This window comes from Streptomyces sp. NPDC088817 (genome assembly GCF_044750345.1).
Taxonomy (GTDB): Bacteria; Actinomycetota; Actinomycetes; order Streptomycetales; family Streptomycetaceae; genus Streptomyces.
This window is the reverse complement of the sequence record NZ_JBIVJN010000018.1, coordinates 66,829-81,312: the sequence shown is the minus strand read 5'-3', so window position 1 is coordinate 81,312 and position 14,484 is coordinate 66,829. Positions and strand designations below refer to the sequence as shown.

12 protein-coding genes are annotated in these 14,484 nt (G+C 71.9%); 7 read left to right on the top strand and 5 right to left on the bottom strand.

The features are described from left to right. The first annotated feature begins 201 nt into the window (after positions 1–201). Positions 202–1,122, top strand: a complete 921-nt coding sequence (locus tag ACIP4X_RS28680; protein ID WP_401351280.1) for a class I SAM-dependent methyltransferase — start codon at positions 202–204, stop codon at positions 1,120–1,122. 40 nt (positions 1,123–1,162) lie between these two features. Here the strand turns inward: ACIP4X_RS28680 and ACIP4X_RS28675 are convergent, their stop codons facing one another. The 4 genes from ACIP4X_RS28675 to ACIP4X_RS28660 all read right to left on the bottom strand — a co-directional run bounded on the left by ACIP4X_RS28675 (position 1,163) and on the right by ACIP4X_RS28660 (position 5,877). Beyond that, on the bottom strand, positions 1,163–1,858 hold the full coding sequence (locus ACIP4X_RS28675; protein ID WP_391454959.1) for a glycoside hydrolase family 75 protein: 696 nt from the start codon (positions 1,856–1,858) through the stop codon (positions 1,163–1,165). A gap of 122 nt (positions 1,859–1,980) precedes the next feature. Next, the gene (locus ACIP4X_RS28670) at positions 1,981–2,817 is read right to left on the bottom strand and encodes an aldo/keto reductase (RefSeq protein ID WP_358730109.1); all 837 of its coding nucleotides are present in this window, start codon (positions 2,815–2,817) and stop codon (positions 1,981–1,983) included. A 119-nt stretch (positions 2,818–2,936) separates the two neighbouring features. Next, a complete protein-coding gene (locus tag ACIP4X_RS28665; RefSeq protein WP_401351277.1) occupies positions 2,937–4,763 on the bottom strand; it encodes an AMP-dependent synthetase/ligase in 1,827 nt (608 codons plus the stop codon). Positions 4,764–5,004: 241 nt separating this feature from the next. Then, a complete protein-coding gene (locus ACIP4X_RS28660) occupies positions 5,005–5,877 on the bottom strand; it encodes a LysR substrate-binding domain-containing protein (RefSeq protein WP_358730111.1) in 873 nt (290 codons plus the stop codon). A 169-nt stretch (positions 5,878–6,046) separates the two neighbouring features. Here ACIP4X_RS28660 and ACIP4X_RS28655 point away from each other — a divergent pair, with 169 nt between their 5' ends. Next, positions 6,047–7,093, top strand: coding sequence for a bile acid:sodium symporter family protein (locus ACIP4X_RS28655; protein ID WP_358730112.1), 1,047 nt, complete (start codon positions 6,047–6,049; stop codon positions 7,091–7,093). Positions 7,094–7,128: 35 nt separating this feature from the next. Here ACIP4X_RS28655 and fdhD read toward each other — a convergent pair whose 3' ends face one another. Further along, on the bottom strand, positions 7,129–7,977 hold the full coding sequence (gene fdhD, locus ACIP4X_RS28650) for a formate dehydrogenase accessory sulfurtransferase FdhD (RefSeq protein ID WP_358730113.1): 849 nt from the start codon (positions 7,975–7,977) through the stop codon (positions 7,129–7,131). Between the two features lie 222 nt (positions 7,978–8,199). Here fdhD and ACIP4X_RS28645 point away from each other — a divergent pair, with 222 nt between their 5' ends. The 5 genes from ACIP4X_RS28645 (at position 8,200) to ACIP4X_RS28625 (ending at position 14,466) form a co-directional block, all read left to right on the top strand. Then, positions 8,200–9,147: a beta-ketoacyl-ACP synthase III gene (locus ACIP4X_RS28645; RefSeq protein WP_358730114.1), complete on the top strand. Its 948-nt coding sequence runs from the start codon at positions 8,200–8,202 to the stop codon at positions 9,145–9,147. Positions 9,148–9,382: 235 nt separating this feature from the next. Beyond that, on the top strand, positions 9,383–10,564 hold the full coding sequence (locus tag ACIP4X_RS28640; protein ID WP_358730115.1) for an ROK family transcriptional regulator: 1,182 nt from the start codon (positions 9,383–9,385) through the stop codon (positions 10,562–10,564). Between the two features lie 211 nt (positions 10,565–10,775). Further along, positions 10,776–12,332, top strand: a complete 1,557-nt coding sequence (locus tag ACIP4X_RS28635) for a sugar ABC transporter ATP-binding protein (RefSeq protein WP_358730116.1) — start codon at positions 10,776–10,778, stop codon at positions 12,330–12,332. Continuing rightward, positions 12,329–13,375: an ABC transporter permease gene (locus ACIP4X_RS28630; RefSeq protein WP_358730117.1), complete on the top strand. Its 1,047-nt coding sequence runs from the start codon at positions 12,329–12,331 to the stop codon at positions 13,373–13,375. Before ACIP4X_RS28635 ends, ACIP4X_RS28630 begins: the two co-directional genes overlap by 4 nt. 50 nt (positions 13,376–13,425) lie before the next feature. After that, positions 13,426–14,466, top strand: coding sequence for a substrate-binding domain-containing protein (locus tag ACIP4X_RS28625; RefSeq protein WP_391454952.1), 1,041 nt, complete (start codon positions 13,426–13,428; stop codon positions 14,464–14,466). The last annotated feature ends 18 nt before the right edge of the window (positions 14,467–14,484 follow it).

Genomic DNA, 14,484 nt, shown 5'->3' with positions numbered 1-14,484 from the left:
CCGGGGCCGGTCCTGCCGGCCGGTCCCGGCGGACGGCTCCCTCCCCGCGGCCGGGGGGCACCCGCCCCCCGGCCGCACCTTTCCGTCCGGCTCCCTTCCCCCTCTTCTCCAGCTCTCCCTTTTGCGGCCTCGGCAACAGGAGTGGCCCTCTCCAGGTGCGTCGGCGCAGGCTGACCGCACCGGACGAGAGAGGCTGATCGCATGGCGCACCTACCCCACGAACACCACGGCCACCAGGAGGCCCACCCCGGCGGGCACGGCCATCACGGCCACGGTTCGACCGACATCGACTGGGGCGTCATGGCTCCGCACCTGGAGGCCCAGGCGGAGCTGTTCACGCCCCTGTACCGGACGGTCATGGAGTGGCTGGGGGAGAAGGTGCCCGAGCCCGGCCTGGTCGTCGACGCCGGCAGCGGGCCGGGCGTGGTCTCCTGCCTCTTCGCCGAGGCGTTCCCGGGTGCGCGGGTCGTCGCGGTGGACGGCTCCGAACCGCTCCTCGAGCGGGCCCGGGCCCGTGCCGCCCGCCTCGGCCTGGCCGACCGGCTCCGCACGCTCACCGGTGAACTCCCCGGCGTACTGGACGAGTTGGAGTATCCGGCGGATCTGCTGTGGGCCGGCAACAGCCTGCACCACCTGGGCGACCAGCGGGCCGCCCTCGCCGCGTTCGCCGAGCGGCTTGCGCCCGGCGGCACGCTCGCCCTGCTGGAGGGCGGCCTGCCCACCCGGTTCCTGGCCCGTGACATCGGCATCGGCCGGCCCGGCCTCCAGGCCCGGATCGACGTGGTGCAGGAGGACTGGTTCGCGCGCATGCGGGCCGAACTGCCGGACTCGGTAGCCGAGACCGAGGACTGGCCGGCGCTGCTGGGGTCCGCGGGCCTCCGGCCCGCCGGCACCCGCAGCTTCCTGCTCGACCTGCCCGCCCCGGTCTCCGACCCGGTCCGCGCCTATGTGGCCGCCGAACTGGACCGGCTCCGCGAGGCCCTGGAGGGCGGCATCGGCGCCGAGGACCGTGCCACCCTCGACCGGCTCCTCGACCCCGCGGACGAGGCGAGCGTGCACCGCAGGAGCGACGTCTTCGTGCTCAAGGCGTACACCGTGTACACGGCGGTACGGGCCGCCTGAGCAGGACGGGCCCGGCGACCGCGCGCTGCCGGGCCCCGACTCAGTCGCCGGCGACGAACTCCTTCGCCAGTTTCTCGCCCAGGGCGACGGCCGCGCTGTGGCTCTCGATCGGCGAGACCCGGGAGTTCTTGAACAGGATGTAGGTCACCCCGGAGTCCACGCCGCCGGTGGCCGGGTCCGGGTTGATGCCGAGGGCCTCGGCGGTGGCGTACGAGGCCTCGCCGATGATGTTCGAGGGGCCGGTGTCGCCGACGACCGCGTACGCGACCCGGTCGCCGTGGATCACGGCCACCACGCCGCCGCCCTTGATGCCGGCCTCGGCGTAGTCCCAGACGGCGCTCGCGCTCGGCACCACCACGTACGGCAGCGACTCCGCCTCCAGCGGCCGGCCGTCGGACCGGTGGAAGGCCGTGTCGTCGTGGAACCAGGGATCGCTGGTCTCGTTGCAGTGGGTGGTGCGCACGCCGTCGCAGTCGATGTCCATGTCGGCCTTCCAGAACACCGCGCCGTCCGCGTCGCACACCGGGACCGTGGCCGGAGCCCCCTCGTCCGTGCGGTACTTGCCGTGGGAGATCTGCCGGCAGGCCGTCACCTTGGCGAGCAGCTCGGCGGCGCCGACCGAGCCCTCCCTGACAGGCCGCGGCTCCCCGCCGCCGGAGGCGTGTGCGGGCGCCGTTCCGGTGGTGAGCAGGGCGGCGCTCATGGCCGCGGCGAGCGGCGGTCTTCGTATGCGCACGGGGGAGGCCCTTCTGTCAGGTCTGTCAGGAAAGTTCCTTGCCTGCGGCGCGTCCCGGTGACGACGCGCGGTGCGTCCCGAACCGCCGGGCGGCGGACCGGGACGCACCGCGCCCGGTGCGGTCAGACCACGCCGAACGTCGCCGGGTCCGGGCCCAGGCGCCGGTCCTCGTTCAGGGCGCTGATCGCCGCGAGGTCCTCGTCGTCCAGACTGAAGCCGAAGACGTCGATGTTCTCCCGGATCCGGGAGGGGGTCACCGACTTCGGGATCACGATGTTGCCGAGCTGGAGATGCCAGCGCAGCACGATCTGCGCGGGCGTGCGGTTGTGCTTCTGCGCGATCGCCACGATCGCCGGAACCTCCAGCAGGCCCTTGCCCTGGCCGAGCGGCGACCAGGCCTCCGTGGCGATGCCCTGCTCCGCGTGGTACGCGCGGGCGGCGTGCTGCTGGAGGTGCGGGTGCAGCTCGATCTGGTTGACCGCCGGGATCACCGAGGTCTCGGCGATCAGGCGGTCCAGGTGCTCGGGAAGGAAGTTGGAGGTGCCGATCGCCCGGACGCGCCCGTCGGCGAGCAGCTCCTCGAACGCCTTGTACGAGTCGGTGAACTTCCCCCGGGCCGGCGTCGGCCAGTGGATCAGGTACAGGTCCACGTACTCCAGGCCGAGCTTGGCGAGCGACGCGTCGAAGGCGCGCAGCGTGGAGTCGTATCCGTGGTCGCTGTTCCAGAGCTTGGTGGTGACGAAGACCTCCTCGCGGGGGATCCCGGAGGCGGCGATGGCCTTGCCGGTGCCCTCCTCGTTGCCGTAGATCGCCGCTGTGTCGACGCTTCGGTACCCGGCCTCCAGTGCGGTGGCGACGGCCCGCTCCGCCTCGTCGTCCGGCACCTGCCAGACTCCGAAGCCCAGCTGGGGCATCTCGACGCCGTTGTTGAGGATGATCGGGGGGACCTTGCTGCTCACGAGCTTCTCGATCCTTCGTTTGTCGTCCGGTGTTGCACCCATCGTCAACGATCACGAGCCGTACCGCATTCCTGGTCGCCCGTTCCGGCCGGAACCGGCCCGGGCGGTGCGGGCCCCGCTCAGACCTGGTACAACGCCTCCACCTCGGCGGCGTACGCGTTCTCGATGGCCTTGCGCTTGAGCTTCAGGGACGGGGTCAGCAGACCGTGCTCCTCGGTGAACGGCTGGGCGAGGACGCGGAAGGTGCGGATCGACTCCGCCTGGGAGACCAGTGTGTTGGCGGCGACCACCGCACGGCGGACCTCGGTCTCCAGATCGGGGTCGTGCACCAGCCGGGCCGCCGGCATCCGCGGTTTCCCGCGCATCCGGAGCCAGTGCTCGACGGCCTCCTGGTCGAGGGTGACCAGCGCGGCGACGTAGGGGCGGTCGTTGCCGACGACGATGCACTGGGAGATCAGCGGATGGTCGCGCACCCGCTCCTCCAGCAGTCCCGGCGCCACGCTCTTGCCGCCGGAGGTCACCAGGATCTCCTTCTTGCGGCCGGTGATCGTCAGATAGCCGTCCTCGTCGAGGGAGCCGAGGTCGCCGGTGGCCAGCCAGCCGTCGTGCAGGGCCTCGTCGGTGGCCTTCTCGTTGTTGAGGTAGCCCTGGAAGACGTTGGCGCCGCGCAGCCAGATCTCGCCGTCGCCGGCGATGTGCACGGTGGCGCCCGGGACGGGCTGCCCGACCGTGCCGTAGCGGGTGAGTCCGGGCGGGTTGGCGGTGGCCGCCGCGGTGGACTCGGTCAGCCCGTAGCCCTCGTAGATCTGCACGCCGGCGCCCGCGAAGAACAGGCCGAGCCGGCGGTCCATCGCCGAGCCGCCGGACATCGCGTTGCGGATCCTGCCGCCCATCGCGGCGCGGACCTTGGAGTACACGAACGTGTCGAAGAACTGGTGCTGCATCCGCAGGCCGGCCGAGGGCCCCGGGCCGATGCCCCACGCCTTGGCCTCGACGGCGTCCGCGTACTTCACCGCGACCTCGACGGCCTTCTCGAACGGCCCGTCCCTGCCCTCCTTCTCCGCCTTGCGGCGGGCCGCGCCGAACACCTTCTCGAAGATGTACGGCACCGCCAGGATGAAAGTCGGCCGGAACGCCTGGAGGTCGGGCAGCAGCGCGGAGGCGCTGAGCTGCGGCTGATGGCCGAAACGGACCTTGCCGCGGATCGCGGCGACCTCCACCATCCGGCCGAAGACATGGGCGAGCGGCAGGAACAGCAGCGTCGCCGCCTCGTCGCCCTTCCTGCTGTGGAACACCGGCTCCCAGCGTTCGATCACCGTGTCCGACTCGTACATGAAGTTGCCGTGCGACAGGACGCAGCCCTTGGGCCGGCCGGTGGTGCCGGAGGTGTAGACGACGGTCGCGACGGAGTCCGGGGTGACCGCCTCACGGTGCCGGTGCACCACGGCGTCGTCGATGTGCGCGCCCGCGTCGTAGAGCCGCTGCACGACGCCGGTGTCGAGCTGCCACAGCAGGCGCAGCCGCGGCAGCCGGTCGATGACGGTGGCGATCGTCATCGCGTGCTCCTCGTGCTCCACGACCGCCGCCGTGACCTCCGCGTCGTACAGCGCCCAGAAACACTGCTCCGCCGAGGAGGTGGGGTAGAGGGGCACCACCTGGGCGCCGATCGTCCACAGCGCGAAGTCGAACAGCGTCCACTCGTACCGGGTACGGGACATGATCGCGACGCGGTCGCCGAAGCGGATGCCCTGCGACAGCATCCCCTTGGCGAGGGCCAGTACCTCGTCGCGGAACTCGGCGGAGGTCACGTCCCGCCATCCGCCGAACTCGTCCTTGCGGCCGAGCGCGATGTGGAGCGGGTCGTCCTGGGCATGCTGGAAGACGACGTCGGCCAGTCCGCCCACCGGCGGTGGCAACGTCGACGGAGGGCTGGTGAACTCGCGCAAACCACGCTCCCGTTCCTTGTGACGCTCCGCACAGCGCCGTGAAAGCTACCCCAGCGTGGCGGGGGCGACAGGGCCCGCGAAGGCCTCCGGCGCCCCCGCGGACGCCGGAAAATGCGCTCACAAGGGGAAGGGTCGGACAGGTTTTCCTACGGATGAGTAAGGTTCGGTGCCGTTTTCTCCACCGAATCTGTACTGCCCGCTTACGGCCCCCGGGGCGAGCCGGTCCGGCCAGGGGCGCGTTTCAGCCGACGCCGTGCCGGTGGAGGCGGTCGCCGCTGGAGAGGATGGCCGTGGCCAGGGCGTCGGCGGCGTGGTGGGGCGTGTCGTGGCGGCGGCCGTGGACGAGGACGAAGTCGACCCCGCCCAGTTCCGGCAGGTCCGCGCGGTCCGGGACGCGTACCAGACCCGGCGGGATCAGGCCGCGGGAGTGCGCCATCACGCCCAGGCCCGCGCGGGCGGCGGCGATCAGGCCGTTGAGGCTGCCGCTGGTGCAGGCGACGCGCCACGGCCGGCCCTGGCGCTCCAGGGCCTCCAGGGCGAGGGCGCGGGAGATGCCGGGCGGCGGGTAGACGATCAGCGGCACCGGCCGGTCGGGGTCCAGGCGCAGCCGCTCGGCGCCGATCCAGACCATCCGGTCGTGCCAGACCGGTTCGCCGGCCGGGTCCTCGGGGCGCCGCTTGGCCAGCACCAGGTCGAGCTTTCCGGCGGCGAGCCGCTCGTGCAGGATGCCCGACAGTTCCACCGTCAGCTCCAGGTCGACCTCGGGATGCTCCGAGCGGAAGCCCGCCAGGACCTCCGGCAGCCGGGTCAGCACGAAGTCCTCCGAAGCGCCGAACCGCAGTCGGCCGCGCACCCGGGCGCCCGTGAAGAACGCCGTCGCCTGCTCGTGCACCTGGAGGATCCGGCGCGCGAAGCCCAGCATCGCCTCGCCGTCCTCGGTCAGCTCCACCGAGTGGGTGTCCCGGGCGAACAGCGGCCTGCCGGTCGCGTCCTCCAGTCGGCGTACGTGCTGGCTGACGGTCGACTGACGCAGCCCGAGCCGCCGGGCGGCTCCCGTGAAGCTGAGGGTCTGGGCCACGGTCAGGAAGGTGCGCAGCTGGGCGGGGTCGTACACGAGGCCCACGGTACACCGGCCATCACGAGACGTGATGACAGTTAGAGCCGTATGACGGTTTCCCGATCAGCGCGGTGAGGAGCACGATGAACCGGGGACCCGTGGTCCCGTAGCCGACGGGCTTGTCGCTGCCCGTACCGACCCGCACAGCACGAGCAAGTGGAGCACCGTGAAACGTCTGCGCCGCACGAACCTGCCGATCGACCCGTACATCCTCCTGCTGCTGGCGACGGTGGGCATCGCGGCGCTCCTCCCCGCAAGCGGCGCGGCCGCCCATGTGGCCTCGGGCGCCTCGACCGCCGCGATCGCCCTGCTGTTCTTCCTCTACGGCGTCCGTCTCTCCACCCGCGAGGCACTGGACGGCCTGAAGCACTGGCGGCTGCACGTCACGGTCCTGGCCTGCACCTTCGTGGCGTTCCCGCTGCTCGGCCTCGCCGCCCGCGGACTCGTCCCGATGCTGCTGAACCAGCCTCTCTACCAGGGCCTGCTCTTCCTCACCCTGGTCCCGTCGACCATCCAGTCGTCGATCGCGTTCACCTCCATCGCCCGCGGCAACGTGCCCGCCGCGATCTGCGCCGGCTCCTTCTCCTCGCTGGTCGGCATCATCCTCACCCCGCTGCTCGCGGCCGTGCTGCTCGGCAACGGCGGCGGCGGCTTCTCCGGGCACTCGCTGGTCACGATCGTGCTGCAACTGCTCGTGCCGTTCGTCGCCGGGCAACTGCTCAGGCCGTGGATCGGAGGCTTCGTCGCCCGGCACAAGAAGGTGCTCGGGCTGGTCGACCGCGGCTCGATCCTGCTCGTCGTCTACACCGCGTTCAGCGAGGGCGTGGTGCGCGGCATCTGGCACCAGGTCAGTCCCGCCCGGCTCGGCGGGCTGCTGGTCGTCGAGGCCCTGCTGCTGGCCGTGATGCTCGCCCTGACCTGGTACGGCGCCCGGGCCCTCGGCTTCTCCCGCGAGGACCGCATCGCCGTGCAGTTCGCCGGCTCGAAGAAGTCACTGGCCTCCGGACTGCCCATGGCGAGCGTCCTGTTCGGCGCCCACGCCTCGCTCGCCGTGCTGCCGCTGATGGTCTTCCACCAGATGCAGCTCATGGTGTGCGCGGTGATCGCCAAGCGCCGGGCGCGCGACCCCGAGGCGCGGCAGGAGACCGCCGGGCAGGCACCGGCCGCGGCGTCACGCGCGGCGGCGGCCGGTACGGCGAACCCGCCCGGCTGACACCCGCCGCGCCGCCGGATGCGACGGCCCCGGGCTCAGCCCTGGGCGGCCGCTTCCCGCAGGGTGATCCGCTTCTCGCCCGCGTACACGTTCATGGAGCTGCCCCGCAGGAAGCCGACCAGCGTCAGTCCCGTCTCCGCGGCCAGGTCCACCGCCAGGGACGACGGCGCCGAGACGGCCGCCAGGACGGGGATGCCCGCCATGACGGCCTTCTGCGCCAGTTCGAAGGACGCGCGGCCGGAGACCAGCAGGATGCTGCGGGACAGCGGCAGGCCGCCCTGCTGCAGGGCGCGGCCGACCAGCTTGTCGACCGCGTTGTGCCGGCCCACGTCCTCCCGTATGTCCAGCAGCTCACCGTCCTCGTCGAACAGGGCCGCCGCGTGCAGCCCCCCGGTGCGGTCGAAGACGCGCTGGGCGGCCCGCAGCCGGTCGGGCAGGCTCGCGAGCAGTTCGGGCCCGACCCGCAGCGGGGGCGCGTCGGAGATCGGCCAGCGGGCCGTCGTACGGACCGCGTCCAGACTCGCCTTGCCGCACAGGCCGCACGACGAGGTCGTGTACACATTGCGTTCGAGGGTGATGTCGGGCAGGACGACGTCCGGCGCGGTCCGCACATCCACCACGTTGTAGGTGTTCGAGCCGTCCACGGTCGCGCCCGCGCAGTACACGATGTTCAGCAGGTCGGACGCGGCGCCCAGCACGCCTTCGCTCACCAGGAAACCGGCCGCGAGCGCGAAGTCGTCACCCGGGGTGCGCATGGTGATCGCGAGCGGCTTGCCGTTCAGCCGGATCTCCAGCGGCTCCTCGGCGACCAGCGTGTCGGGGCGGGACGAGACGGCTCCGTCCCGGATGCGGATCACCTTGCGTCGTTCCGTGACTCGTCCCATGTCCTGATCAGCCCCGGTTCTGTGCGCTCTTCGGCCGAAGCGGCCCCGACGGCGTCAATTGTCCTGCACGTGCGGCGGTTCCGGGTGGTCAGGGCCGCCCCCGTCTGACGGAAGCCGACAAGCGGGGCCCGTCAATCCTGTGACTTCACCTGCCGCCCTACCCGTGAGTCACTGATCAGACTGGGGAATTCCCGCTACCCACGGCCATGAGGGGGATCACCCATGAACGGCTCGCGCATCACCGCCGTCGGTCACTACCAGCCCGCCAAGGTACTCACCAACGAGGACCTGGAGGGCATCGTGGCGACCAGCGACGAGTGGATCAGGAGCCGGGTGGGCATCCGGACCCGGCACATCGCCGGGCCCGACGAGCCGGTCGACGAGCTCGCCGCGCACGCCGCCGGCAAGGCCCTCGCGGCGGCCGGGCTCACGCCCGGCGACATCGACCTGGTGCTGGTCGCCACCTCCACGGCCACGGACCGCTCCCCGAACACCGCAGCCCGTGTCGCCGCCCGGCTCGGCGTGCCGCGGCCGGCCGCGATGGACGTCAACGTCGTGTGCGCGGGGTTCACCCACGCCCTGGCCACCGCCGACCACACCGTGCGGGCGGGCGCCGCGACCCGCGCCCTGGTCGTCGGCGCCGACAAGATGTCCGACGTGACCGACTGGACCGACCGCACGACCTGCGTGCTCGTCGGTGACGGAGCCGGGGCCGCCGTGGTCGAGGCCTGCCGGCCGGGCGAGGAGCCCGGGATCGGGCCGGTGCTGTGGGGCTCGGTGCCCGAGATGGGGCACGCGGTGCGGATCGAGGGCACGCCCCCGCGGTTCGCGCAGGAGGGACAGAGCGTCTACCGGTGGGCCACCACGCGGCTGCCGCCGCTGGCCCGGCAGGCCTGCGAGCGGGCCGGACTCGTGCCCGAGCAGCTCGCCGCGGTCGTCCTGCACCAGGCCAACCTGCGCATCATCGAGCCGCTCGCCGCGAAGCTCGGAGCCGTCAACGCCGTCATCGCCCGTGACGTCAGCGAGTCCGGCAACACCTCGGCCGCGAGCATCCCGCTGGCGCTGTCCAAGCTCATCGAGCGGGGCGAGGTGACCACCGGCGACCCGGTGCTGCTGTTCGGCTTCGGCGGCAATCTCTCGTACGCCGGGCAGGTCGTGCGCTGCCCCTGAGCGGAGGCCGCCGGGGTGGGCGCGAGTCCGGCGACGCGGCCCGGCGCGCCACCCTCCTGTATGGCCGGCGCCGCCAACTTTGTCCTGTCGGTGGGAAAAGTTGGCGGCAATCCATGCGCAACTTCTTCCCAGTTCCGGCAGTCGCTGCTACGTTCCTCTCTCAAGCAGGCGGCCAGGTGGCCGGAATTCCCGTGTGTGCAGGCCGAATTGAGGCGGGGAGGGGCACGTGAGACGTATGACGGCACGACCCGCCAACACCCATCAGGCCCGGCTGCTGAAGCTGCTGCGCGACGGGGGACCCAGCTCCCGGGCCCAGCTCGGCGACCGCGTCGAGCTGTCCCGGTCGAAGCTGGCCGTGGAGGTGGACCGGCTCCTGGAGACGGGACTGGTCGTCGCCGACGGACTCGCCGCCTCGCGCGGCGGCCGCCGCTCCCACAACGTCCGGCTCGCCCCCGAACTGCGCTTCCTGGGCGTCGACATCGGCGCGACCTCCGTCGACGTCGCGGTCACCAACGCCGAACTGGAGGTGCTCGGACACCTCAACCAGCCGCTGGACGTGCGCGAGGGACCCGTCGCGGTCTTCGAGCAGGTCCTCGCGATGGCCGCCAAGCTGCGGGCCTCGGGACTCGCGGAGGGCTACGACGGCGCCGGCATCGGCGTCCCCGGTCCCGTCCGCTTCCCCCAGGGCGTCCCCGTGGCGCCTCCGATCATGCCGGGCTGGGACGGCTTCCCCGTACGGGAGGCGCTCAGCCAGGAACTCGGCTGCCCGGTCATGGTCGACAACGACGTGAACCTCATGGCGATGGGGGAGCAGCACGCGGGCGTCGCCCGCTCCGTGGGGGACTTCCTCTGCGTCAAGATCGGCACCGGCATCGGCTGCGGCATCGTCGTCGGCGGCGAGGTCCACCGCGGTACGACCGGCAGCGCGGGCGACATCGGGCACATCCAGGCCGTGCCCGACGGACGTCCGTGCGTCTGCGGCAACCAGGGCTGCCTGGAGGCCCACTTCAGCGGCGCCGCCCTGGCCCGCGACGCGCTGGAGGCGGCCCAGCAGGGCCTGTCGGCCGAACTCGCGACGCGGCTGGAGGCCAACGGCGCCCTCACCGCCGTCGACGTGGCCGCCGCGGCCGCCGCGGGCGACGCCACCTCCCTCGGTCTGATCCGGGAGGGCGGCACCCGCACCGGCCAGGTCATCGCCGGACTCGTCTCCTTCTTCAACCCCGGGCTCGTGGTGATCGGCGGCGGGGTCACGGGCCTCGGCCACACCCTGCTCGCCGCGATCCGCACCCAGGTCTACCGCCAGTCGCTGCCCCTGGCGACCGGCAACCTGCCCATCGTCCTAGGCGAGTTGGGGCCCGCCGCCGGAGTCATCGGCGCGGCCCGGCTCATCAGCGACCACTTGTTCTCGCCGGCCTGACCGGCGCGCACCACCTCGCACCGTCCGGCACCATCCCGCACCACCGGTACGCCCCGCACCACCCGCACACAGCACGCACCACCACCGGCACGCCCCGCGTACATCAGCCCGCCCCGCGTACATCAGCACGCGCACATCAACCCCGCGTACACCAGCCACGCGTACGTCAGCCCTGCCCTGAGACCGGCCGTATCCGCCGAGGGGAACCACCATGGCTCCAGAACCACCCCTGCTCAGCATGTCCGGCATCACCAAGTCGTTCCCCGGAGTCCGCGCCCTGGACGGAGTCGACCTGGAGGTACAGGCCGGAGAGGTGCACTGCCTGCTCGGCCAGAACGGCGCCGGGAAGTCCACCCTCATCAAGGTCCTCGCCGGGGCCCACCAGCCCGACGACGGGACGATCGTCTGGCGGGGCGAGCCCACCACCCTCAAGTCCCCGATCGCCGCCATGAGTCTGGGCATCGCCACCATCTACCAGGAACTCGACCTGGTGGGACACCTGTCCGTGGCCGAGAACGTCTTCCTCGGCCACGAACCCACCACCGCCGGATTCGTCGTCCGCGGCCGCGAGGCCCGCTCCGCCACCACCGTCCTCCTCAAACGGCTCGGCCACCCCGAGATCGACCCGGGCCGGCTCGTCGGCGACCTCTCCGCCGCCCAGCAGCAGGTCGTCTCCATGGCCCGGGCCCTCTCCCACGACGTCCGGCTCATCGTGATGGACGAACCGTCCGCCGCCCTCGACCCGGACGAGGTCGACAACCTCTTCCGCATCGTCGGCGACCTCACCGCCGACGGCGTCGCCGTCGTCTACATCTCGCACCGCCTGGAGGAGATCCGCCGCATCGGCGACCGGGTCACCGTCCTCAAGGACGGCCGCGCCGTCGCCGGCGGACTGCCCGCCGAATCCACCCCGACCCGCGAGATCGTCTCCCTGATGACGGGCCGCAACGTCGAGTACGTCTTCCCGCCGCGCCCGCCGGCCGACACCCATCACCTCCCGCCCGTCCTCACCGTCGAAGGACTCGCCCGCGACGGCGAGTTCGCCCCCCTCGACCTCGAAGTGCGGCCCGGCGAGATCGTCGGCCTCGCCGGACTCGTCGGCTCCGGCCGCTCCGAGATCCTGGAAACCGTCTACGGCGCCCGCAGACCCAGCGCCGGCCGCGTCCTCGTCGACGGCACACCGCTGCGCCCCGGCAGCGTGCGCTCCGCCGTCCGCGCCGGACTCGGGCTCGCCCCCGAGGAACGCAAGGCCCAGGGCCTGCTGATGCTGGAGTCCGTCACCCGCAACGTCAGCGTCTCCACACTGTCCCGCTTCGCCCGCGGCGGCTGGCTCGACCGGCGCGCGGAACGGAACGCCGCCCGGCAGGCCACCCGCGAACTCTCCCTGCGCCCCGACAACCCCGACACCCCGGTGCGCACCCTCTCCGGCGGCAACCAGCAGAAGGCGGTCCTCGCCCGCTGGCTGCTGCGCGGCTGCCGCGTCCTGCTCCTGGACGAACCCACCCGCGGCGTCGACGTCGGCGCCCGCGCCGAGCTGTACGCGGTCGTGCGCCGACTCGCCGACGAGGGCCTGGCTGTGCTGCTCGTCTCCAGCGAGATACCCGAGGTCCTCGGCCTCGCCGACCGCGTCCTGGTGCTCCGCGAGGGGGTCGTCGTCCACACGGCACCCGCCCGCGAGCTGGACGAACACCGCGTACTCGACCTGGCCATGGAAGGAACCCCCGTGTCCACGCAGTCCGTAACCGAGGAAGGGAGCGCGACGTCATGACGCAGCCCGCCACCCCGGCCCAGCACGGCGGACCCGACGCCGGGCCGCCGCCCGCCGCCCGCGCGGACACCCCGGCCGGCGGCGCCGGTCCGCTGCGCGTCCTGTGGGCGCGCGCCGACGTGCGCACCCTGTCGCTGCTCGGTGTGCTCGCCGCCCTCGTCCTCATCGGCGGCGTCACCAAACCCGACGAGTTCCTGGACACCCGCAATCTGCAACTGGTACTCACCCAGTCGTCCATCATCGGCGTCGTCACCGTCGGGATGACCTTCGTCATCATGAGCGGCGGCATCGACCTGTCCGTCGGCGCGATCGTCGCCCTCGCCTCCGTGTGGGCCACCACCGTCGCCACCCAGGAGTACGGCTTCGTCGGCGTGCTGTTCACCGCGGTGCTCGTCGGCGTGGGCTGCGGACTCGTCAACGGCGTCCTCATCGCGTACGGCGGCATGGTCCCGTTCATCGCGACCCTCGCCATGCTCGCCTCCGCGCGCGGACTCGCCCTGCAGATCACCGGCGGCAAGACCCAGATCGTCACCATCGACGGCATCCTGAAGCTCGGCGAACGCGACTCCTACGTCCTCGGCGTACCGCCGCTGGTCCTGGTCTTCGCCGCCGTCACCGTCATCGGCTGGCTCGTGCTGAACCGCACCACGTTCGGCCGGCGCACCGTCGCCGTCGGCGGCAACGCGGAGGCGGCCCGCCTCGCCGGCATCGACGTCCGCCGCCAGCGCCTCTACCTCTACCTGCTGTCCGGACTGTGCTGCGGCATCGCGGCCTTCCTGCTGATCGTCCTGGCCGGCTCGGGCCAGAACACCAACGGCAACCTGTACGAGCTCGACGCCATCGCCGCCGCGATCATCGGCGGGACCCTGCTGAGCGGGGGCCGGGGCACCATCGTCGGCTCCGTCCTCGGCGTCCTGATCTTCACCACGATCACCAACATCTTCGCCCTGAACAACCTCCAGAGCGACGTCCAGCAGATCGCCAAGGGCGCCATCATCGTCGCCGCCGTCCTCGTCCAGCGGCGCACCGCCTCCACCACGTAGCCCGGCCGAGTCGCCCGCTCCGTACGGCCCTCAACGGAAAGGCCATCGCCATGTCCCAGACACCGAGCCGCAGAGGACTGCTCTTCGGCGGCGCCGCCGTCGGCGCCACCGCCCTCCTCGCCGCCTGCACCAGCAACGAGCCCAAGAACGACAAGCCGACGGCGAACGACCAGCCCGCCGCCGACGACCAGCCCGGCAAGGCGGTCACCATCGGCTTCGCCGGCCCGCAGGCCGACCACGGCTGGCTCAACGCGATCAACGAGAACGCCAAGAGCCGTGCCAAGAAGTACTCCGACGTGACCCTGGAGATCACCGAGGGGTCCAACGACACCGCCGCGCAGATCGGGCAGATCGAGACCCTCATCAACAAGAAGGTCGACGTCCTGGTGATCCTGCCCGCCGACGGCAAGGCACTCACCCAGGTCGGGCTGAAGGCGATGCGAGCGGGCATCCCCGTCGTCAACCTCGACCGGGTCTTCAACTCCCCGCAGGCGTACCGCTGCTGGATCGGCGGCGACAACTACGGGATGGGCTTCAACGCCGGGCAGTACATCGGCGAGCAGCTCAAGGGCAAGGCGAACGCGAAGGTCGTCGAACTCGCCGGCCTGGACAACCTGGAGCTGACCAAGCAGCGCACCCAGGGCTTCGACGACGCGCTGAAGAACTACTCCAACATCACCAAAGTGGCGCGCCAGGCGGCCGAGTTCACCGTCGAGTCCGGCCAGTCGAAGATGTCCCAGCTCCTCCAGGCGCAGAAGCACATCGACGCGCTGTGGAACCACGACGACGACCAGGGCGTCGGCGCGCTGCGCGCCATCGAGCAGGCCGGCCGCGACGAGTTCTTCATGGTCGGCGGCGCCGGCGCGCTCTCCGCGTTCGAACAGATCAAGCAGGACAAGGGCGTCCTGAAGGCCACCGTGCTGTATCCGCCCACGATGGCCGCGTCCGCGATCGACCTGGCCCGCGCGCTGGGCCAGGGCAAGGGCGTGTCCGGCATGGCGGAGTTCGAGATCCCGGCGTCCATCACCCTGTACTCCGCCGTGGTCGACAAGACCAACGTGGACCAGTACATGCCCACCGGCTTCAAGTGATGGGCGCCGCCAACCCCC